We start from the raw sequence: 19,906 nt of genomic DNA, 5'->3' as shown, positions 1-19,906 counted from the left end.
GTTAAGCGTAGCGCACAATCGGCGGAACGATTGTGCGCCGGGTTGCGCTTATTTCACGGTCCAGCCTTTGTAAGAGCTGACGTTGTTTTTGTCGATCATCGTCACCGGGATTAGCACTGGCGCGGTCGGCGCCGGTTTGCCCTGTAGGATGTCGTAGCCAATCTCCACCGCCTTCGCCGCCATGACCTGCGGATCCTGCGCCGGCGTCGCGACGAACAGGGAGTTCTTACGCTTCAGCGCCTCTTCGCCGTCCGGGCTGCCGTCGACGCCCACGATGAAGAACTCGCTACGCTGCGCCTGTTTCGCCGCCAGATCGGCGCCAATCGCCGTCGGATCGTTGATCGCGAACACGCCGTCAATCTTCGGATTGGCCGCCAGCAGGGAGGTCATCACCTCCAGGCCGCCTTCCCGGCTGCCTTTAGCGTTCTGGTTGGAGGAGAGGATTTTTATATCCGGGTGTTTTTTGAACTCCGTTTCGCAGCCTTCGACGCGGTTTTGTACCGCAGATACCGGCGGCCCGTTGATGATCACCACGCTGCCTTTGTTGTTCAGGCGGTCGCTAATGTATTTACAGGCCAGCTCGCCCGCCTGGGTGTTATCGGAGGTAATGGTGGCGTCGGCGCCTTCGGCGGCGACGTCAACCGCCACCACCACGATCCCGGCCTCTTTGGCCCGCTTCACCGCCGGGCCAATGCCCTTCGAATCGGCGGCGTTGAGGATGATCATATCGACTTTGGCGGCGATAAAGTTATCGATCTGCGCCACCTGCTGGCCCAAATCGTAGCCGCTGGAGACCAGCGTCACTTTGACATTATCTCCCGCCAGCTTGCGGGCCTCCAGCTCCGCCCCTTTGGTGATCTGCACAAAGAACGGGTTGGCAAGGTCGCCCACTGTCACGCCAATCGCTTTCAGTTCTTTGGCCGACGCAAAGGGGGAGGCGGCCAGCAGCGCGCCAGCACACAGCGCGGTCACTATCGGTTTTAAACGCATTCGCTTTTCCTCGCAGGTAAGATGGTGTTGTTATGCACTTTGATGGTGTCGGGTACGGTATTTGTCGATCAGCACCGCAATGATGATCACCGCCCCTTTGATCACCAGTTGCCAGAAGTAGGAGACCCCCATCAGGGTCATGCCGTTATTGAGGGTGGCGATAATCAGCGCCCCCACCAGCGTACCGGTGATGGTGCCGATACCACCGACGAAGCTGGTGCCGCCGAGAATGACCGCGGCGATGGCATCCAGTTCGTAGCCGACGCCGAGGTTGCCGTTGGCGCTGTATAACCGCGAGGCGCTCATCACCCCGCCAAGACCGGAGAGCAGGCCGCTCATGCCGTAGACAAACAGCAGCACCAGCCAGACTTTGATGCCGGTCAGCCGCGCCGCCTGCATGTTGCCGCCCACCGCGTAGATATGCACCCCAAGGGTAGTGCGGCGCAGGATAAACCAGCACACCGCGATAACCGCCAGGGCGATGACCACCAGCCACGGCACCGGGCCGAGGTAGTCATTGCCGATCCACTCAAAGCTGATATCGGAGTTGATCACCGTGGTGCCGTCGGCCAGCAGATAGGCGGCGCCTCGCAGCGCCGTGTAGGTGCCGAGGGTGACGATAAACGGCGGTAGCCCGGCGAAGGCGACCAGCGCGCCGTTGAACAGCCCAAGCAGCAGGCCGAGCATCAGCGCCGCCGGAATCGACAGCAACGCCAGCTCCGGGATCAGCGACACCACCATTGCCGCCACCGCGGTGGTGCCGAGAATGGAGCCAACGGAGAGGTCAATGCCGCCGGTAAGAATGATGAAGGTCATTCCCGCCGCCAGCACAATGTTGATCGAGGCCTGGCGGGTGATATTCAGCAGATTGCTTTCCGTGAAAAAGTTGGGGGCGATAAAGCCGAAAACGGCGACGATCAGGATGAGGATCGGCAGAATGCCGACGGTCTGCATCAGGTCGCCCATCAACATTTTTTTCGCCGAAGCGGATTTCGCGACCGGCGCGGAGGTCTCTTTCGGTATGCTCATAGTTGCCCTGCCTTAAGGTGAGAATCGTTCACGCCGGTGGCCAGCGTCATGATACTTTCCTGGCTGATATCGCCGGCCTGTAACTCGCCGGCGATAGCGCCCTCGCGCATCACATAGACCCGGTCGCTCATGCCCACCACTTCGGGCAGTTCGCTGGAGATCATCAGAATGGCGACGCCCTGGCGCGCCATGTCGTTCATGATGCGGTAAATCTCGCTTTTCGCGCCGACGTCGACGCCGCGGGTGGGTTCATCGAGGATCAGAATGCGCGGGCCAATCGCCACCCAGCGTGAAATCAATAATTTCTGCTGGTTGCCGCCGGACAGTCCGCCGGCGCGCACCTGGGCGTGCGGCACGCGGATGTTAAGCAACTGGATGGCGTCATCGGAGATGGTTTGCGCCTTCCGGCGGTTGAGCATCCCCCAGTTCGCGTCGCGTTCCAGCGTCGCCATGGTGATGTTTTCCTGGGCTGCCAGTTCGAGAAACAACCCCTGTTCTTTGCGGTTTTCGGTCAGAAAGCCGATCCCGAGGTCGATGGCTTCGCGCGGCGAGTGGATCACCACCGGCTCGCCGTCGATCTCAATCACCCCGCCAGTGGCTTTGCGCACGCCGAAGATCAGCTGCGCCAGTTCGGACCGCCCGGCGCCGACCAGTCCGGCGAGGCCGACGATTTCGCCAGCATGCACCACGAGGCTGCTGGGCTTAACCTTGCCGCCATCGGTCAGATCCTCGACCCGCAGGCGCGGCTGGCCGCGGGGAATGTCGCGTTCTTTATTGAACAGATCGCTGAGCGGGCGGCCGACCATCATGCGCACCAACTCCGGCGCGTTGAGCTTGTCGCGCACCAGGCTGCCGACATACTGCCCGTCGCGCAGGACGCTGACGCGGTCGGAGAGCTCATACACTTCCGCCATGCGGTGGCTGATATAGATAATCGCCATCCCCTCATCGCGCAGGCGCAGGATGAGCTCGAACAGGCGCTGGGTTTCCCGCGAGGAGAGGGCGGCGGTGGGTTCATCCATCACCAGAATGCGGCTTTGACGGTGGAGCGCCCGGGCGATCTCCACCTGCTGCTGTTCGGCGATGGTCAGGGTCATCACCCGGTCGCTGGCTTTGAACTGGGCGCCGAGACGGTCGATCACCGCCTGCGCCTGGCTGAGCATGGCTTTGCGCTGCACCAGGCCACCGCGCGCCAGCTCGCTGCCGAGGAAAATGTTTTCCGCGACGGTCAGGTTCGGCGCCAGCTGCATCTCCTGATAGATCAACGTGATCCCAGCGGCCAGCGCGTCCTTGGGGCCGCGGATGGTTTGCGGTTTTCCGTCGATCAGGATCTCGCCGCTGGTGGCGGTATAGGCGCCGGCAAGGATCTTCATCAGCGTGCTTTTTCCGGCGCCGTTTTCTCCCATCAGGGCATGGATCTCCCCTGGCCAGACCGTCAGGTCGACGCCCTTCAGCGCGTAGAATTTGCCAAAAGCTTTGGCGATATGGCGCATTTCCAGTACCGGGGTGGCGGTCATCGCGGCGCTCCTGTCTATGAGAACAATAGCTGCAGTCCACCACCGGAAAATAAATGCAGAATGTCAGAATCCATTCATATTTGTCATAGTGATAAATAGTTAACCGCGATCACAGTTACGCGGCGTCATTTTCTGCACCGTCACGCCTATATGCCGACCTATCCTTCACTGGAGTTGCTATGACCGCTCGCCGACACCCGTTTTTCACCAGCGCCCGTGGCCGCCTGCTCTCCTTTAATCTATTGATGGGCGTGGTCACCCTGTTGGTGAGCGGCGTGGCGGTGTTCGGCTTTCACCACGCCAGCCAGCTGCAGGAGCAGGTGCAGCGCCAGACTCTCAACGACATGCGCGGCAGTATGGATCTGGCGCGGGACACGGCGAATGTCGCCACGGCGGCGGTGCGCCTGTCGCAGGTGGTGGGGGCGCTGGAGTACAAAAGCGAAGCGGAACGGCTGCTGGCGACGCAGCAGGCGCTGAAGCACTCGCTGGCCCAGCTGGCGGCGGCCCCGCTGGCGCAGCAGGAGCAGGCGCGGGTGGCCAATATTATTCGACGCAGCAACGCGCTGCAGCAGAGCGTGGCGGAGATGCTGGAGCGCGGCCAGCGCCGCCATCTGCAGCGCAATGCGCTGCTGAGTTCGCTTTACCAGAATCAGAGCAATCTGCGCCATCTCGCCGATCTTAACGATCGCGGCGGGGATAAGGCGATCGATCCGCGCCGGCTGGCCGAGATGGACCGGCTGATCGTGGCCGCGATCCATACCGTTACGCCGCGGTCGATCGTTCTGCAGCTCGACCAGCTGCGCGGCGACCTGCCGGCAGGCAGCGCCGATCCCGCGCTGGCGTTTTTCCTGCCCGACGTCACCCGGGAACTGGCGACGCTGGCCCCGCTGTCGGCCCAGCTGGAGGAGAGCGACCTGACGATCAGCTGGTACATGTACCACATCAAAGCGCTGGTCGCGTTGCTTAACGAGGATATCAATCAGTACGTGACCCGGGTGGCGGAAGCCTCAGAGCAGCGGGCAGCGCAGAGCCATCGGGAGCTGCGCTCCATCAGCATGTTTATTCTGCTTTCCGCGCTGCTGGCGCTGGCGATCACCGGCTGCGCCGGGTGGTATATCTACCGTAACCTTGGCTCGAACCTGACCGCCATCTCCCTGGCGATGTCGCGGCTGGCTCAGGGGGAGCCGAACGTCTCGGTGCCGGCCCTGCAGCGGCGCGATGAGCTGGGCGAGCTGGCGCGAGCCTTTAACGTTTTCGCCCGCAATACGGCGTCGCTGGAGCACACCACCCGGCTGCTGAAAGAGAAGACCACCCAGATGGAGATCGATCGGATTAAGCGCCAGGAGCTGGAAGAGGCGCTGCTGCACAGCCAGAAGATGAAGGCCGTCGGCCAGTTGACCGGGGGGCTGGCGCATGACTTTAACAACCTGCTGGCGGTGATCATCGGCAGCCTCGAGCTGGTGGAACCGGACGCACGCGATGCGCCGCGCCTCTCCAGGGCGCTGAAGGCGGCGGAGCGTGGGGCGCTTCTGACTCAGCGGCTGCTGGCCTTTTCGCGCAAACAGGCGCTGCATCCCCAGGCGGTGGCGATGGCGCCGCTGCTGGAGAACCTCAGCGAGCTGATGCGTCACTCCCTGCCAGCGACCTTAAGTCTGGAGATTGAGGCGCAGTCGCCGGCGTGGCCGGCATGGATAGACGTTGGCCAGCTGGAAAACGCCCTGATCAATCTGGTGATGAACGCCCGCGACGCCATGGCCGGGCGCGACGGGGTTATCAAAATACGCACATGGAATCAGCGGGTCACCCGCAGCAGCGGTCAGCGGCAGGATATGGTGGCCCTGGAGGTGATCGATCATGGCAGCGGGATGTCGCAGGCGGTGAAAGCCCGGGTGTTTGAACCGTTCTTCACCACCAAAGCCACCGGCAGCGGCAGCGGTCTGGGACTGTCGATGGTGTATGGTTTTGTGCGCCAGTCGGGCGGCCGGGTGGCGCTGGAGAGCGCGCCGGGGCAGGGGACGACGGTGCGGCTGCAGCTGCCGCGGGCGATGACCGAGGTTGAGACGACGGTGGCGCCAGCGGAGGACGAGCCGCTGCCGGCGGGAGAACGGCTGGCGCTGGTGCTGGAAGATGAAGAAGATGTACGCCAGACGCTGTGTGAACAGCTGCATCAGTTGGGCTGGCTGACGCTGGAGACGCCGAGTGGCGAAGAGGCGCTGCAGCTGCTGGAGGCGTCGCCGGATATCGCTCTGTTGATTAGCGATCTGATGCTGCCCGGCGCGCTGAGCGGCGCCGACGTGATCCATACCGCCCGACGCCGCTTTCCGGCGCTGCCGGTGCTGCTGATCAGCGGCCAGGATTTGCGTCCGGCGCAGAATCCGGCCCTGCCGGAAGTAGAGTGGCTGCGTAAGCCGTTTACCCGCGCCCAGCTGGCGCAGGCGCTGAGCGCGGCGTACGCGAGGATTTGAGATTCCTCCGCTACTCGGGGGTTGTACGCTTGATTAAGGTAGCGGCAGGACTCTGACGAGATTGGCCCCGATGAAACGTTACGCAACCGCACTGCTCTTTTGCACCCTGTCGCTGACCAGCCTGGCCGCTCGCGCCGATATTATCGATGACGCGATCGGCAATATTCAGCAAGCCATTAACGACGCCTATAACCCGGGTAGCAACCGCTCCGATGACGACGACAGATACGATGATGATGGCCGGTATGATGACGGGCGCTATCAGGGGAGCCGTCAGCAGAGCCGCGACAGCCAGCGTCAGTATGACGATCGACAACGGCAACTGGACGATCGCCGCCGCCAGCTTGACGAACGCCAGCGCCAGCTCGATCAGGATCGTCGCCAGTTAGAAAGCGACCAGCGTCGTCTGGATGATAGCTACTGATCGCTCCGCAACGGACCTGCACTTAATCCAGCACGATTTCCATCCCGTCATATCCCGCTTCGAAACCTGTCGGCAGCGGGTTATCCATCATCCAGACATCTAACTGGTGGCTGATATGGGTGAGGATCACCCGCGGACAGCCAATCACCTGGTTAAGGTGGCGGACGGTGTTTAGATCGTTGTGGTTACGCGGGGTCTGCGCGCGCGGCTCATGACTGCAATCAATGATCATCGCCTGCGGGCGGTTGTTGAGTAAAAACTTCAGCGTCTTGTCCGGCAGCCCGGCGGTATCCGAGAGCCAGGCCACCCGGCTGTGGGCCGACTCCAGCAGATAACCGAAGGTGAGCTTCGAGTGGTTGAGCGGCAGGGGCGTTACCCGCAACCCCTGCAGGTCAAACACCACAAACGGCGTGACGGTATGGCTAAAATCGAGCAGGCCGGGGTGCTTGAGCAGATCGTCGCAGCCGGCGTCGTCCGGCGGGCCATAGACCGGGATCGACGCGCCGACTCCCCAGCGCAGCGGAAACAGCCCCTGCACATGATCCAGATGGTAGTGGGTCAGCAGCACCTGCTGAAAACTACCGGCGGGATGATGTTCCATCAGATCCGGTCGTCCGGCATCAAGCAGCGTCACGGCGCTGTTGAACGTGACCACGCCGCTACAGGGGCGGCGTCGGTGGCTCTCCTCGCGGCGGGCGCGGCGGCAGGCCGCGCAGTCGCAACCGAAGACGGGCACCAGCTGGGCGCCGCCGGTGCCGGTTAAACGGATTGTCAGGCTCATCGTGTCACCTTTCACTCATACCGGCTGATCCTCTACGCGTGCCACGTGGCTGCGCAGCAGGCGGAAGAAATCGTCAACCGATTGTCGAAGACTCCCGTCATTATTCAACGTCAGGCAATTGTCCGGCTTATAGCGCGCGGCGCGATCCAGACGCTGGGCGATTTCCAGTGCGTTTTCCCGGCCGCGCTGCTCCAGCCGCTGGCGGAGCACCGGCGGCGAGACGGCGAGACAGATCGGCACCAGCACCTCGCCGTAGCGTTCCCGGGCCAGCGCCAGGTGGGCGCGGGAGCCGTTGGCCACCACGTCAAAGCCAGCGTGCAGCCACAGGTCGATCTCCACGCCAATGCCATAGTAAGTATTGTTGGCGTGCCAGCTGAGAGCAAAAAGATGCTGCTCGGCGCGGGTAAAAAATTCATGTTCGCTGAGGGCGATATGATTCTCGCTGCCCGCGTTAAACGGGCGGGTAATGTAACGATGGGCCACCAGCAGCTGCGGGTGCTCGCGCTCGCGCAGCGCCGCCAGCAGGCTGTCTTTACCGGAGCCAGAGGGGCCCACCAGCCAAATCAGTTTTCCCGGCATTAAAAGACCCTCGTTCCCTGGCGCCAGACATGGTCGATGTGCACATGCTCGCCGCGACGGCGCGCCAGCACCAGGTCGGCGCGTTTCCCCTCGGCGATGACGCCGCGATCGTCAAGGCCCAGCGCCTGCGCCGGATGCTTGCTGACCAGACGGATCGCCTGCGCCAGGGTGAAGGCGTTATCCTCGGCGTCGGCGATGCGGAAAGCGGCATCCAGCAGGCTGGCGGGGTAATAGTCAGACGAGAGAATGTCCAGCAAACCACTGCTCGCCAGCTGGTGCGCCGCGATGTTGCCAGAGTGGGAACCGCCGCGCACGATATTGGGGGCGCCCATCAGGACGTGCATCCCATGCTGACGTGAAGCCTGCGCTGCGGCCAGCGTGGTGGGAAACTCGGCGATGACGCTACCTAACTGACGGGATTCGGCCACATGCGCCTCGGTGGCGTCGTCGTGGCTGGCGAGGGCGATACGACGGGCGCGGCACATGGCGGCGATGGTCTGACGATTCGGCTGCGACCAGGTGGCGGCCAGGGCCATCTGCTCGGCTTCAAAACGGTCCATTTCGTCGTGAGTGAGATGGTATTTGCCCTGATAGTAATCGCGGTACTTGCTGCGATCGGCGTACTGACGCTGGCCTGGCGAGTGGTCCATCAGAGAGACCATGCTCACCGACTCGCGGTCAATCAGCTTTTCAAACAGCGGCAGCGTGGTGTGATGCGGCAGCTCGCAGCGCAGGTGCAGGCGATGCTCGGCGCGGTTGAGGCCGCGCTTTTGCGTCTCTTCCACCGCATTGACCATCTTCTCCAGATTCTCAAGACGATCGCCGCCATCACGCACGTCGCCAATCGCCACGGCGTCGAGCACGGTGGTGATGCCGCTGGCGACCATCATGGCGTCATGGCTGCTCATCGCCGAGTGGGCCGGCCAGTCCACCTTCGGTCGCGGGGTAAAGAACTTGTCGAGGTTATCGGTATGCAGTTCGATAAGGCCCGGCAGCAGCCAGCCGCCTTCCCCATCCAGCGCCTGCGGCAGCCGACTCTGGCTTTCGGCGAAAGCGAGGATGCGACCGTGCTGGACTTCCAGTGAACCGTGGACCACGTCGTCGTCGAGAACCAGTTTTACGTTATTGATAATCATGCTGTCATTCCCATGGGGTGCAGTCGGTCGGCGACCTGACGGCGTACCCCTTCGTCATGGAAAATCCCCACGATGGCCGCGCCGCGCGCTTTGGCATCGTGGATCAGGTTGACCACGGCAGCACTGTTTTTGGCATCCAGTGAGGCGGTGGGCTCATCAAGGAGCAGAATCGGATAGTCGACCGCAAAGCCGCGGGCGATGTTGACCCGCTGCTGCTCGCCGCCTGAAAAGGTCGACGGCGCAAGGTGCCACAGGCGTTCCGGAACGTTGAGGCGGGTCAGGAGCTGGGCGGCTTTCGCGGCGCTCGCTTCACGCGGCGTCCCAAGGTCGAGCAGCGGCTGCATCACCACCTCCAGCGCTGAAATGCGCGGGATCACCCGCAGAAACTGGCTGACCCAGCCGATGGTGGTTTTGCGCACTTCCAGTACCTTGCGTGGGGTGGCGGTGACCAGATCCACCCATTCCTCGCCGTGGCGGATGTGGATATGGCCGCTGTCCGGCAGATAATTGGCATACAGCGAACGCAGCAACGTCGATTTGCCGCTGCCGGAGTGACCGTGGAGTACCACGCACTCCCCGGCGTTAACGGTCAGCGAGGCGTCGGCCAGCACCGGCAGGCGCACGCCGTGCTGTTGGTGCAGAACAAAGGTTTTATGGATGTTTTCAACGCGGATCATGTTAGCCCTCGCGGGGTTGGGTTGCCGGGTGGCGCTTCGCTTACCCGGCCTACGAATAACGCACCTGTAGGCCGGGTAAGGCGCAGCCGCCACCCGGCAAAACAGCATCAATTCTGCAACACCGACGACACCAGTAGCTGGGTGTAAGGATGATGCGGATCGTCGAGCACCCGGTCGGTTAAGCCACTCTCGACTACCTGGCCCTGCTTCATCACCAGCAGACGGTTCGCCAGCAGACGGGCGACGCCGAGATCGTGGGTAACAATCACCACCGCCAGATTCAGCTCCACCGCCAGGCCGCGCAGCAGATCAAGCAGCCGCGCCTGCACGGACACATCCAGCCCGCCGGTGGGTTCATCCATAAACACCAGCTTCGGCTGGGTAACCAGATTGCGGGCGATCTGCAGACGCTGCTGCATGCCGCCGGAAAAGGTAGTGGGCAGGTCGTCGATGCGTGAGGGCGGGATCTCCACCTCCTGCAGCCACTTTTCGGCGGTGGCGCGAATGTTGCCGTAGTGGCGGGCGCCGGTGGCCATCAGCCGTTCGCCGATGTTGCCCCCGGCGGAGACCTGGCGACGCAGGCCGTCCATCGGGTGCTGATGCACCACGCCCCATTCGGTACGTAGCAGGCGGCGGCGTTCGGCTTCGCTCATGGCATACAGCGAGCGCTGCTGGTACAGCACCTCACCCTGCTGCGGCGTCAGGCGGGCAGAGATCGCCTTCAGCAGGGTGGTTTTACCGGAGCCGGATTCCCCGACGATGCCGAGAACTTCTCCCGGCCACAGTTCGAAGGAGACATCGCGAAAACCTTTGTCCGGGGCGTAGAGATGGGTCAGGTTATTCACAGCAAGTAATGGCTGGCTCATTTTTTCTGCCCCTCGCTCTGCTGGCGGCAATAGTCGGTATCGGAGCAGACAAACATCCGCTGGCCGCTGTCATCCAGTACCACTTCGTCGAGGTAGCTGTGGCGCGAGCCGCAGATGGCGCAGGGCTCATCCCACTCCTGCACGGTAAATGGATGGTCATCGAAATCGAGACTTTCCACCGGGGTATAGGGCGGCACCGCGTAGATCCGCTTTTCGCGCCCGGCGCCGAACAGCTGCAGCGCCGGCATCATGTGCATTTTCGGGTTATCGAATTTCGGGATCGGCGAAGGGTCCATCACGTAGCGGCCATTGACCTTCACCGGGTAGGCGTAGGTGGTGGCGATATGGCCGAAGCGGGCGATATCTTCATACAGTTTCACCTGCATGACGCCGTACTCTTCCAGCGCGTGCATGGTGCGGGTTTCGGTTTCGCGCGGCTCGATAAAGCGCAGCGGCTCCGGGATCGGCACTTGATAGATCAGGATCTGATCCTCCACCAGCGGCGTCTCCGGGATCCGGTGGCGGGTCTGGATCAGGGTGGCGTCTTCGGTACGCTCGGTGGTGGCGACACCGGTGACGCGCTTAAAGAACTGACGAATCGACACCGCGTTGGTGGTGTCATCCGCGCCCTGGTCAATCACCTTCAGCACGTCGTTCTCGCCGATGACGCTGGCGGTCAGCTGGATGCCGCCGGTGCCCCAGCCGTAGGGCATTGGCATTTCGCGACCGCCGAACGGCACCTGGTAGCCGGGAATGGCCACCGCTTTGAGGATCGCCCGGCGGATCATGCGCTTGGTTTGCTCGTCGAGATAAGCAAAGTTATAGCCAGTCAGTGGGTTAGCCACGTTCGTTCTCCCGTTGCAGGCGTTTCAACAGCGCCAGTTCGGCCTGGAAATCGACATAGTGCGGTAGTTTCAGATGCGAGACGAAGCCGGCCGCTTCGACGTTATCGGCATGGGCCAGCACAAACTCTTCATCCTGAGCCGGGCCAGCAATCTCTTCGTCATAGTCTGGCGCCTGCAGGGCGCGGTCGACGAGGGCCATGGCCATTGCTTTGCGCTCGCTCATGCCGAAGGTCAGACCGTAGCCGCGGGTGAAGTGCGGCGGCTCATCCTGCGGGGCGACGAAGCCGTTGACCATTTCGCATTCGGTGAGCAGCAGCTCGCCAATATTGACGCTAAAGCCCAGCTCTTCCGGCACGATTTCCACCTGCACGTAGCCGCTGCGGATCTCGCCGGCAAACGGATGGTTGCGGCCATAGCCGCGCTGGGTCGAATAGGCCAGCGCCAGCAGGTAACCTTCATCGCCGCGCATCAGTTGCTGCAGGCGCGAGGAACGCGAGCAGGGGTAGACCGGCGGGGTACGGGTGATATCGTCGGGCGGCGTGCCGCGATCTTCCTCGGCCTTCGCCAGCCCTTGCTGCGTGAGCAGGCTAAAGACGTGCGGCGTCGGCTCTGCTTCGCCATCGGCTTGCTGCACAGACGGCGCTTCGCCGTTGGCCAGCAGGGTAAAATCGAGCAGGCGATGGGTGTAGTCGTAGGTGGGGCCCAGCAGCTGGCCGCCGGGAATGTCTTTGTACACTGCGGAGATGCGGCGTTCGAGGCGCATCTCCGCAGTGTTAATCGGTTCGCTGACCGCCAGCCGCGGCAGGGTGGTGCGGTAGGCGCGCAGCAGGAAGATCGCTTCGACGTTATCACCGCTGGCCTGCTTGAGCGCCAGCGCCGCCAGTTCGCGGTCGGCGATGCCGCCCTCGGTCATCACCCGGTCCACCGCCAGGTTGAGCTGGTCGCCTATCTGATCAACGCTCAGTTCGGGAAGCCGTCCATCGCCCCGCCGTTTCTGTTCCTGTAAGGCGTGAGCGGCGAGGATCGCCTTCTCGCCGCCCTTGACGGCTACATACATTTAGCAAACCTCCACGTGGGTGGTGCGCGGGATCGCCAGCAGGCGCTCGCCGCAGGTGAGGATCAGGTCGATGCCCAGCGGGAACGGATGCGGGCGTTCAGTTAATTCGTCGATGATGCAGTCCGGCAGCTGCGGCGCAATCATTCGCTCTTCGGCAATGCCTGCCCCGGTCAGGCGCAGCATGCGTCCGCCGCTGAGGCTGGCGAGCTGAACAATCAGCGTGACGCCGGTTTCCGGAGCAGTGACGGTGCCAGCGGAAAGGACGTTGAGCTGCTCGGCGCTGATGCCGTCATTGGCGACGGCAAAAACCGCCTGCTGCGGCTGATCCACCAGCGGCGCGCCGGTATGAAAGCGCAGATTCTGTCCCACCAGATCGTTATGCAGAGCGCTGGCGAGCCAGACCGGCGTTTCATGATCGGCAAGGGTCAACAGCAGGCTGGTGGAGGCCACGTTCAATGGCTGCCAGCCGTGCTGAAGCTGCTGCAGGGAGACAATCACCCCCGGCTCGCTCATCGCTTTCAGCAGGCGACGAAAACTGTGTTGGGCATCCTGCACAGCCAGGGTAAAAGCGGGTTGTAAGGTCATGCGTTATCTCCGCGAACCAGGGTAAAGAAGTCGACCCGGCTGGCGTTGACTTCGGCGCGTCGGGCTTCAATGCGCGCGCTGCGTAGCGCTTCCAGCGGGGTTATCAGGGTTTCCATTAACGTATGAAAATGGCGAGGCGACTGCAGCAGGGCGTCGATGGCCGCGCAGCGTTCGGCATGCGGGCGGTCGCGGCCTAAGATCCAGCTGTAGCCGAGCGTCCCGTCGGCCAGACGTACCGCCGCGCGGGTGAGCGTGGCGTCGCCGGCAAAGAAACGGTCGCCGATGCCACCCATGCGGGCCTGGAGCTGTACCAGCCCGGTTTCCGGGGTGCGAATCAATTCATACGCCGGCGCCAGCTGCAGGGACTGCATGCGCGCCAGAAGATCTTGCGGTTCACTGTGGGCCAGCACGGACATCCAGCGCTGGCGGGTGGCGGTATCGAAGTGCATTCAGTGCTCCATGGTAAATTCAATCATGTCGGCGCGGGTCAGGCTGACGGAGTATTCGATGGGGGTCTGCTCGCCCTGGCGGCTGTTGAGGGTGCGTACGCAGAGCAGCGGCGCCATGTTGGGGATCTCCAGCAGCTTGCTCTCTTTCGCCTGCGCGCGGCGGGCGCTGATTTTGGTGCGTGCCCGGGTCAGTTTGACGTCGAGTTCATCGCGCAGCAGGTCGTGCAGCGATCCGTGGCTGAAGGTTTGCAATACCGGCCAGAAGCGCAGGTCGGCGAAGTAGTGGTCGATCAGGCACAGGGCGACGCCATTGACCCGGCGCAGGGTGCGCAGGTGGATGATGTTCTCGCCCTCATTGATGTCAAAGGCCTCGGCAACATGCGCGCTGGCGGGGCGCAACACCGACAGCAGCTTTTCGCTGGTGGGATCGCTGCCCTGTTCCAGCAGGTTCTGGCTGAACCGCGCCTGAGCATTAAGCGGGTAATCGATCGGCCGCATCAGCACCAGCACGCCGACGCCCTGACGGCGCTGGACCCAGCCGCGTTCAACCAGCTGGTCGATAGCCCGGCGCAGGGTATGGCGGTTAACGTCGAAGCGCGTCGCCAGCTGCTGTTCGGCGGGCAGATAGTCGCCGCAGCGATAGTGGTGGCGCAGCTCCTGCTCAAGTCGGGCGGCGATTTCCTGATAGCGCGTGGGATAACTGGTCGGATGTCTGGACAGGTGCATAGTCATCAAGCCTCACACAGCATAGGCGAGGAGGTCCCTCGCGTTGTGGGCCGATCCTGACCGGTTTATGTTGCATTTCGGTTAAGTGATGATGACCAAAGGATGAAGAGTTGGTGCCAGACGGATGACAGGGCGGCCGGGCCGCCCTGGCGGGGTCAGCCTTGTTTGACCACGTTGATCATCCAGGGGACGCCAAAGCGGTCGACGACTTTGCCGAAGCCGTGGGCCCAGAACGTTTCCTGCCAGGCCATCTCAATGCGCCCGCCGACGGCCAGCGCGTCGAACCAGCGCTGGCCTTCAGCGACATCGCTGGGATCGAGGACGAGGGTGAAGCCGGCGTAATGCACATCGGGCCCGAAGGCGCTGTCGCTCAGCATCAGCTCGCCATTATTGATGCGCAGGCTGGCGTGGGCGATGGCATCATCTGCCATCTTCTGGCCAGACGGGCAGCCGTCTGACGCTTCTTGCGCCGGGGGCGGCATTTCGCCAAAGGTCATTTTAAACATCAGCTCCGCGCCCAGCGTCTGCTGATAGAAGGCGATTGCCTCGGCGCAGTTGCCTGCAAAGGCAAGGTAGGGACTTAAGGACATGGTGAATACCTCAGTGACCGTAACCCGTAAAGCGTAGTCGCCGGGGACGCTGTTGAGCCAGACGGCAGCGCGAAAATGTGTAGCGGCATAGCGGCGAAATGGTCAGTGAAAATAGCGGGGACTGAGGCGGAAAATAACAGGTTGCACAGGGAGCGGGTGGGGCACGATGATATCGGGAGCGGCGACGGTGGTGCAGGAAAATAATGACGCCGCCCTCCCGGAAATAAATCAGTTCTTTTTGACGAATTCCGACTTGAGCTTCATCGGACCAAAACCGTCAATTTTGCAGTCAATATTGTGATCGCCTTCGACCAGACGGATATTCTTCACTTTGGTGCCGATTTTCAGCATCGAAGAGCTGCCTTTTACCTTCAGATCTTTCACGACGGTAACGCTATCGCCATCGGCCAGTAAATTGCCATTGGCATCTTTAACGATCAGAACGTCGCTCTCTTCTGTCGCCTCGGCAGGGTTCCACTCATGGGCACATTCCGGGCAGATGTACATGCCGTTATCTTCATAAGTGTAAGTCGAATCGCATTTTGGGCAGTGTGGCAGTTGCATGACGTTCCTCATGATGTCGTCGGAAAACAGGACGTTGGTCCTCTAAACAGCGGCTGATAGCCGAAAGTGTGGCTGATTATAGCGCAATCACCCACTTTTGTCGGGTGTTTTTTTAGTAAAAATTACCCACCACCTTATTCGGGTAAAAGCAGAATAACCGCCAAAATTATCCGCCAGAGGATAAGGGGGAATGAGGAAATAATTTTTGCGAGCAGCCAGTAAAATGAACTTATTTATTTTCGGACACTCTGTAATAGGGCGGTAAATTTATGTGAAGTTGATCGCAGATATAAACGCTGTTAGGGTAAAAAAGGGGAGCAGGTCAATTTCATCGGGTATCACGATCGGCCGCTCTATTTATTCACCAGTAGCCAGAGCAGGCGTCAACAGGTTCGGTTGTACATTCTGTCAGCAGACAGTGCAGGCAAACCTGCTACGCTTGAAATGAGGAGCACAGCAATTCACCGCTCCTGACGCACGATACGAATGGCCTTGTCATTCGGCGATGATGCGTGTACTCAAGGCGGAGTAGCAGAGGAAAAATATGCTTAAAAGGAAAAAAATAAAGCCCATCACCCTTAAGGATGTGACCATCATCGATGATGGTAAACTGAAAAAGGCGATCACCGCGGCCTCCCTGGGTAACGCGATGGAGTGGTTCGATTTCGGCGTCTATGGCTTTGTGGCCTACGCCTTAGGTAAAGTCTTCTTCCCCGATGCCAACCCAAGCGTGCAGATGATTGCCGCACTGGGTACCTTCTCCGTTCCATTTTTAATTCGTCCGTTAGGCGGCCTGTTTTTCGGGATGCTGGGCGATAAATATGGTCGGCAGAAAATCCTCGCAATAACCATCGTGATCATGTCGATAAGTACTTTCTGTATCGGCCTGATTCCGTCGTATGCCACGATAGGCATCTGGGCGCCGATCCTGCTGCTGCTGTGTAAAATGGCGCAAGGCTTCTCGGTCGGCGGTGAATATACCGGGGCATCGATCTTCGTCGCGGAATATTCTCCTGACCGTAAACGCGGCTTTATGGGCAGCTGGCTGGACTTTGGCTCCATCGCCGGGTTTGTGATGGGGGCCGGCGTGGTGGTTCTCATCTCCAGCGTGGTGGGGGAACAGAACTTTCTCGACTGGGGTTGGCGTATCCCGTTCTTCCTGGCGCTGCCGTTAGGCATCATCGGTCTCTATCTGCGCCATGCGCTGGAAGAGACCCCGGCGTTCCAGCAGCATGTGGACACCATGGAGCAGGGCGACCGTGAAGGACTGCAGGACGGGCCGAAGGTCTCTTTTAAAGAGATTGCCACCAAGCACTGGCGTAGCCTGCTGACCTGTATTGGTCTGGTGATTTCCACCAACGTGACCTATTACATGCTGCTGACCTATATGCCGAGCTACCTGTCGCATAACCTGCACTACTCGGAAGATCATGGGGTGCTGATCATCATCGCCATCATGGTCGGGATGCTATTTGTGCAGCCGGTTATCGGTATGCTCAGCGACCGCTTTGGCCGTCGTCCGTTCATCCTGATTGGTAGCGTGGCGCTGTTTGCCCTGGCGATCCCGGCCTTCATTATGATTAACAGCAACGTGATTGGCCTGATTTTCGCTGGTCTGCTGCTGCTGGCGGTCGTGCTGAACTGCTTTATCGGGGTGATGGCCTCCTCGTTGCCGGCGATGTTCCCGACGCACATCCGCTTCAGCGCCCTGGCCAGCGCCTTTAACATCTCGGTGCTGGTTGCTGGTCTGACGCCAACCCTGGCGGCGTGGCTGGTGGAAACCACTCAGAACCTGATGATGCCGGCGTACTACCTGATGGTCATCGCGGTGGTGGGGATGGCGACGGGTCTGTCGATGAAAGAGACGGCTAACCGCCCGCTGAAAGGGGCGACCCCGGCGGCGTCGGATATCCAGGAAGCGAAAGAAATCCTTGGCGAGCACTACGATAACATCGAACAAAAAATCGAAGATATCGATCAGGAGATCGCCGATCTGCAGGCAAAACGGTCGCGTCTGGTGCAGCAGCATCCGCGTATCAACGACTAACCGTTTTCACTGTTAATCATGCCGCCTGGGGAGACCCCGGCGGCATTTTTTATGCCTCCGGCAAGGCCAGCCCGTGACGTCGCTGCTGGCTAAGTTTACGGTACTGCTGCGGCGGCATGCCCACGTAGCGGGTAAAGGTGCTGTAGAAGCGGCTGCTGGAGCGGAACCCGGCGGTAAGGGCAATATCCAGGATGGTCTTGTCGGTATCGCTCAGCAGCGCCCGCACATGATTGATACGCATGGCGGTAATATACTGCTTCATGGTCTGCTGCATCACCCGCTGAAAGACCCCCATCGCGTAGTTCGGGTTGAGCTTCACGTGCTCGGCAACGGCATTGACGGTCAGCGCCTGGTCGTAGTGGGCGGCGATAAACTCCAGCATCTGGCTGACATAAAACTGCGCGTGGCGCTGTTCTTGTGGGTGCGCGAGGTTTTGTTGACCAGAATCGGCTGCCAGCCGGAGAGGCTCAGCCGCTTGAGCATCAGGGCGATTTCATCGATCGCCAGCTGGCGAATCTGTTCATTGTCGTGGTTCAGCTCCTGCTGCCAGCGGCGCACTTCAAAGGCGCTTAACTGCTGCGCGGCGAGGGACTTAATTACCATTCCATGGGTGACGTGGTTGATAAGCTCCCGGTCCAACGGCCACGACAGAAACAGATGCATCGGCAGGTTGAATATCGCCATCTGCTGGCAATCGCCGGGGCGGGTCAACTGATGCGGCGTACAGGCCCAGAAGAGGGTGATATAGCCTTTCTCAATGCGCACCACTTCGTTATTAATCAAATACTCTACATCGCCGTCGAACGGCACGTTGACCTCCACCTGGCCGTGCCAGTGGCTGGTGGGCATGGCGTGCGGCGGGCGCAGTTCGATATCCATACGCTGATACTCGGAGTAGAGCGCCAGCGGGCTGCGGCTCTGCTTTTCGTCGCTGCTGCACATAAAGGGATCGGGGGGCAGGGAAGTAAAGCGGTGTTCCATGATTAACCTATTCCTGGATTGTCAGAGTGGCTGCATTTTTCGCCAGAACTGACTACAGCTTAGCGGAATAACCGGCCCGTTTTCTCTACTTTTAAGTCGATCTATTGCCAAAAACTCAGATTTTGTGGCGCTTAATGGCCGATCTGAGTTTACGGGAATGCTCCGGCGGGAACAGGGCAGCGTAACGCTGAACGACGTGCCACTCTGCAAGTGTTCAATGACCTGATGGAGAGTGCGTGATGACCGCCCCAAAAATTACTTTTATCGGCGCCGGTTCGACGGTGTTCGTCAAAAATATTCTCGGTGATGTTTTCCAGCGCCCGGCGCTGAAATCGGCGCATATCGCGCTGATGGATATCGATGAAACCCGGCTGGAAGAGTCGCATATCGTGGTGCGCAAGCTGATGGATTCGGTGGGCGCGAACGGCGAAATCAGCTGCCATCGCGATCGTAAAACCGCCCTGCAGGGCGCCGATTTCGTTGTGGTCGCTTTCCAGATTGGCGGCTATGAGCCCTGTACGGTCACCGATTTTGCCGTCTGCAAGCGCCACGGCCTGGAGCAGACCATTGCCGATACGCTGGGGCCGGGAGGCATTATGCGCGCGCTGCGCACCATCCCGCACCTGTGGGCTATCTGCGACGATATGACCGAGGTCTGCCCGGACGCCACCCTGCTTAACTACGTCAACCCGATGGCGATGAATACCTGGGCCATGTACGCCCGCTACCCGCATATCAAGCAGGTTGGCCTCTGCCATTCGGTACAGGGGACGGCGGAAGAGCTGGCGCGCGACCTCGATCTCGATCCGGCGGATTTACGCTACCGCTGCGCGGGAATCAACCATATGGCGTTCTATCTGTCGCTGGAGAAAAAGCTCGCGGATGGCAGCTACGGCAGTCTCTATCCCGACCTGCTGCAGGCCTACGCCGAGGGCCGGGCGCCGAAGCCTAACCTGCACGGCAACCCGCGTTGCGAAAACATCGTCCGCTACGAAATGTTCAAAAAGCTGGGCTACTTTGTCACCGAATCGTCGGAGCATTTCGCGGAATATACGCCATGGTTTATCAAGCCGGGCCGCGATGACCTTATCGCTCACTATAAAGTGCCGCTGGATGAATACCCTAAACGCTGCGTCGAGCAGCTGGCCAACTGGCATCAGGAGCTGGAGAGCTATCAGCGCGGCGAGCGCATAGAGGTGAAACCATCCCGCGAGTATGCCAGCACCATCATGAACGCCATCTGGACCGGCGAGCCAAGCGTGGTGTACGGCAATGTGCGCAACGATAGTCTCATCGACAACCTGCCGCAGGGTTGCTGCGTGGAAGTGGCTTGCCTGGTGGACGCCAACGGTATTCAGCCGACCAAAGTGGGCGCGCTGCCGGCGCATCTGGCGGCGCTGATGCAGACAAACATCAACGTACAAACGCTGCTGACGCAGGCGATCCTCAATGAAGACCGGGATTACGTCTATTACGCCACGATGATGGATCCGCACACCGCCGCGGTGCTGGGGATCGAAGAGATCTACGCGCTGGTGGACGATCTGATCGCCAGCCATGGCGACTGGCTGCCGGCCTGGCTGCACCGTTAATCTTCT

19 protein-coding genes and 1 pseudogene are annotated in these 19,906 nt (G+C 60.8%); 4 read left to right on the top strand and 16 right to left on the bottom strand.

The window, feature by feature from the left end; genetic code table 11:
* Window positions 1-48 precede the first annotated feature (48 nt).
* From SP68_RS23900 to SP68_RS23890, 3 genes are read right to left on the bottom strand one after another with little or no spacing between them, the layout of a single operon-like run.
* Window positions 49-990: an ABC transporter substrate-binding protein gene (locus tag SP68_RS23900; RefSeq protein WP_012543155.1), complete on the bottom strand. Its 942-nt coding sequence runs from the start codon at window positions 988-990 to the stop codon at window positions 49-51.
* Between the two features lie 30 nt (window positions 991-1,020).
* Complete coding sequence (locus SP68_RS23895) at window positions 1,021-2,019, bottom strand: ABC transporter permease subunit (protein ID WP_004206363.1); 999 nt, start codon at window positions 2,017-2,019, stop codon at window positions 1,021-1,023.
* Window positions 2,016-3,536: a sugar ABC transporter ATP-binding protein gene (locus SP68_RS23890; RefSeq protein ID WP_008807253.1), complete on the bottom strand. Its 1,521-nt coding sequence runs from the start codon at window positions 3,534-3,536 to the stop codon at window positions 2,016-2,018. The genes SP68_RS23895 and SP68_RS23890 overlap by 4 nt, the downstream gene beginning before the upstream one ends.
* A 179-nt stretch (window positions 3,537-3,715) precedes the next feature.
* Between SP68_RS23890 and SP68_RS23885 the strand changes: the two genes are divergently transcribed.
* Window positions 3,716-6,001: an ATP-binding protein gene (locus SP68_RS23885; protein WP_023296905.1), complete on the top strand. Its 2,286-nt coding sequence runs from the start codon at window positions 3,716-3,718 to the stop codon at window positions 5,999-6,001.
* A gap of 70 nt (window positions 6,002-6,071) precedes the next feature.
* Window positions 6,072-6,425, top strand: a complete 354-nt coding sequence (yjdP, locus tag SP68_RS23880; protein WP_012543151.1) for a DDRRRQL repeat protein YjdP — start codon at window positions 6,072-6,074, stop codon at window positions 6,423-6,425.
* A gap of 22 nt (window positions 6,426-6,447) precedes the next feature.
* Here yjdP and phnP read toward each other — a convergent pair whose 3' ends face one another.
* The 12 genes from phnP to SP68_RS23820 form a co-directional block, all read right to left on the bottom strand.
* Complete coding sequence (gene phnP / locus SP68_RS23875; protein ID WP_008807250.1) at window positions 6,448-7,206, bottom strand: phosphonate metabolism protein PhnP; 759 nt, start codon at window positions 7,204-7,206, stop codon at window positions 6,448-6,450.
* Between the two features lie 15 nt (window positions 7,207-7,221).
* Complete coding sequence (gene phnN / locus SP68_RS23870; protein WP_012543150.1) at window positions 7,222-7,785, bottom strand: ribose 1,5-bisphosphokinase; 564 nt, start codon at window positions 7,783-7,785, stop codon at window positions 7,222-7,224.
* Window positions 7,785-8,921 carry an alpha-D-ribose 1-methylphosphonate 5-triphosphate diphosphatase gene (gene phnM / locus SP68_RS23865; protein ID WP_040971115.1) on the bottom strand — a complete coding sequence of 379 codons (1,137 nt, stop codon included), beginning with the start codon at window positions 8,919-8,921 and terminating at the stop codon, window positions 7,785-7,787. The genes phnN and phnM overlap by 1 nt, the downstream gene beginning before the upstream one ends.
* Window positions 8,918-9,598 carry a phosphonate C-P lyase system protein PhnL gene (gene phnL / locus SP68_RS23860; protein WP_008807247.1) on the bottom strand — a complete coding sequence of 227 codons (681 nt, stop codon included), beginning with the start codon at window positions 9,596-9,598 and terminating at the stop codon, window positions 8,918-8,920. The genes phnM and phnL overlap by 4 nt, the downstream gene beginning before the upstream one ends.
* 107 nt (window positions 9,599-9,705) lie before the next feature.
* Window positions 9,706-10,464 (bottom strand): phosphonate C-P lyase system protein PhnK, encoded by a 759-nt coding sequence (gene phnK / locus SP68_RS23855; RefSeq protein WP_012543148.1) that lies wholly within the window; start codon window positions 10,462-10,464, stop codon window positions 9,706-9,708.
* Window positions 10,461-11,309: an alpha-D-ribose 1-methylphosphonate 5-phosphate C-P-lyase PhnJ gene (locus tag SP68_RS23850; RefSeq protein WP_002885202.1), complete on the bottom strand. Its 849-nt coding sequence runs from the start codon at window positions 11,307-11,309 to the stop codon at window positions 10,461-10,463. The genes phnK and SP68_RS23850 overlap by 4 nt, the downstream gene beginning before the upstream one ends.
* The gene (locus SP68_RS23845) at window positions 11,302-12,366 is read right to left on the bottom strand and encodes a carbon-phosphorus lyase complex subunit (protein WP_008807245.1); all 1,065 of its coding nucleotides are present in this window, start codon (window positions 12,364-12,366) and stop codon (window positions 11,302-11,304) included. Before SP68_RS23845 ends, SP68_RS23850 begins: the two co-directional genes overlap by 8 nt.
* Window positions 12,367-12,951, bottom strand: coding sequence for a phosphonate C-P lyase system protein PhnH (gene phnH / locus SP68_RS23840; protein WP_008807244.1), 585 nt, complete (start codon window positions 12,949-12,951; stop codon window positions 12,367-12,369).
* A complete protein-coding gene (phnG, locus tag SP68_RS23835; protein ID WP_008807243.1) occupies window positions 12,948-13,400 on the bottom strand; it encodes a phosphonate C-P lyase system protein PhnG in 453 nt (150 codons plus the stop codon). Before phnG ends, phnH begins: the two co-directional genes overlap by 4 nt.
* Window positions 13,401-14,126 (bottom strand): phosphonate metabolism transcriptional regulator PhnF, encoded by a 726-nt coding sequence (gene phnF, locus SP68_RS23830; protein WP_032701139.1) that lies wholly within the window; start codon window positions 14,124-14,126, stop codon window positions 13,401-13,403. It abuts the gene before it with no gap.
* A gap of 155 nt (window positions 14,127-14,281) precedes the next feature.
* Complete coding sequence (yjdN, locus tag SP68_RS23825) at window positions 14,282-14,716, bottom strand: VOC family metalloprotein YjdN (RefSeq protein WP_002885221.1); 435 nt, start codon at window positions 14,714-14,716, stop codon at window positions 14,282-14,284.
* A 228-nt stretch (window positions 14,717-14,944) separates the two neighbouring features.
* Window positions 14,945-15,280 carry a zinc ribbon domain-containing protein YjdM gene (locus SP68_RS23820; protein WP_008807241.1) on the bottom strand — a complete coding sequence of 112 codons (336 nt, stop codon included), beginning with the start codon at window positions 15,278-15,280 and terminating at the stop codon, window positions 14,945-14,947.
* A gap of 544 nt (window positions 15,281-15,824) precedes the next feature.
* Between SP68_RS23820 and proP the strand changes: the two genes are divergently transcribed.
* Window positions 15,825-17,327 (top strand): glycine betaine/L-proline transporter ProP, encoded by a 1,503-nt coding sequence (proP, locus tag SP68_RS23815; RefSeq protein ID WP_008807240.1) that lies wholly within the window; start codon window positions 15,825-15,827, stop codon window positions 17,325-17,327.
* 49 nt (window positions 17,328-17,376) lie between these two features.
* Here proP and melR read toward each other — a convergent pair.
* Window positions 17,377-18,308 (bottom strand): annotated as a pseudogene (gene melR, locus SP68_RS23810) (transcriptional regulator MelR).
* A 239-nt stretch (window positions 18,309-18,547) separates the two neighbouring features.
* Between melR and melA the strand changes: the two are divergent.
* Window positions 18,548-19,900, top strand: a complete 1,353-nt coding sequence (gene melA, locus SP68_RS23805) for an alpha-glucosidase/alpha-galactosidase (RefSeq protein WP_040971116.1) — start codon at window positions 18,548-18,550, stop codon at window positions 19,898-19,900.
* Window positions 19,901-19,906 lie beyond the last annotated feature (6 nt).

Origin of the sequence: Klebsiella variicola, from assembly GCF_000828055.2 — a bacterium.
Lineage (GTDB): Bacteria > Pseudomonadota > Gammaproteobacteria > Enterobacterales > Enterobacteriaceae > Klebsiella > Klebsiella variicola.
Note: the sequence above shows the minus strand (reverse complement) of the source record. Positions and strands in the feature narration are given on the sequence as shown.

What these genes read in the sequence shown, in the direction of transcription:
- SP68_RS23900 (WP_012543155.1), bottom strand. Translation starts at nt 990, where the DNA reads ATGCGTTTAAAACCGATAGTGACCGCGCTGTGTGCTGGCGCGCTGCTG.
- SP68_RS23895 (WP_004206363.1), bottom strand. Translation starts at nt 2,019, where the DNA reads ATGAGCATACCGAAAGAGACCTCCGCGCCGGTCGCGAAATCCGCTTCG.
- SP68_RS23890 (WP_008807253.1), bottom strand. Translation starts at nt 3,536, where the DNA reads ATGACCGCCACCCCGGTACTGGAAATGCGCCATATCGCCAAAGCTTTT.
- SP68_RS23885 (WP_023296905.1), top strand. Translation starts at nt 3,716, where the DNA reads ATGACCGCTCGCCGACACCCGTTTTTCACCAGCGCCCGTGGCCGCCTG.
- yjdP (WP_012543151.1), top strand. Translation starts at nt 6,072, where the DNA reads ATGAAACGTTACGCAACCGCACTGCTCTTTTGCACCCTGTCGCTGACC.
- phnP (WP_008807250.1), bottom strand. Translation starts at nt 7,206, where the DNA reads ATGAGCCTGACAATCCGTTTAACCGGCACCGGCGGCGCCCAGCTGGTG.
- phnN (WP_012543150.1), bottom strand. Translation starts at nt 7,785, where the DNA reads ATGCCGGGAAAACTGATTTGGCTGGTGGGCCCCTCTGGCTCCGGTAAA.
- phnM (WP_040971115.1), bottom strand. Translation starts at nt 8,921, where the DNA reads ATGATTATCAATAACGTAAAACTGGTTCTCGACGACGACGTGGTCCAC.
- phnL (WP_008807247.1), bottom strand. Translation starts at nt 9,598, where the DNA reads ATGATCCGCGTTGAAAACATCCATAAAACCTTTGTTCTGCACCAACAG.
- phnK (WP_012543148.1), bottom strand. Translation starts at nt 10,464, where the DNA reads ATGAGCCAGCCATTACTTGCTGTGAATAACCTGACCCATCTCTACGCC.
- SP68_RS23845 (WP_008807245.1), bottom strand. Translation starts at nt 12,366, where the DNA reads ATGTATGTAGCCGTCAAGGGCGGCGAGAAGGCGATCCTCGCCGCTCAC.
- phnH (WP_008807244.1), bottom strand. Translation starts at nt 12,951, where the DNA reads ATGACCTTACAACCCGCTTTTACCCTGGCTGTGCAGGATGCCCAACAC.
- phnG (WP_008807243.1), bottom strand. Translation starts at nt 13,400, where the DNA reads ATGCACTTCGATACCGCCACCCGCCAGCGCTGGATGTCCGTGCTGGCC.
- phnF (WP_032701139.1), bottom strand. Translation starts at nt 14,126, where the DNA reads ATGCACCTGTCCAGACATCCGACCAGTTATCCCACGCGCTATCAGGAA.
- yjdN (WP_002885221.1), bottom strand. Translation starts at nt 14,716, where the DNA reads ATGTCCTTAAGTCCCTACCTTGCCTTTGCAGGCAACTGCGCCGAGGCA.
- SP68_RS23820 (WP_008807241.1), bottom strand. Translation starts at nt 15,280, where the DNA reads ATGCAACTGCCACACTGCCCAAAATGCGATTCGACTTACACTTATGAA.
- proP (WP_008807240.1), top strand. Translation starts at nt 15,825, where the DNA reads ATGCTTAAAAGGAAAAAAATAAAGCCCATCACCCTTAAGGATGTGACC.
- melA (WP_040971116.1), top strand. Translation starts at nt 18,548, where the DNA reads ATGACCGCCCCAAAAATTACTTTTATCGGCGCCGGTTCGACGGTGTTC.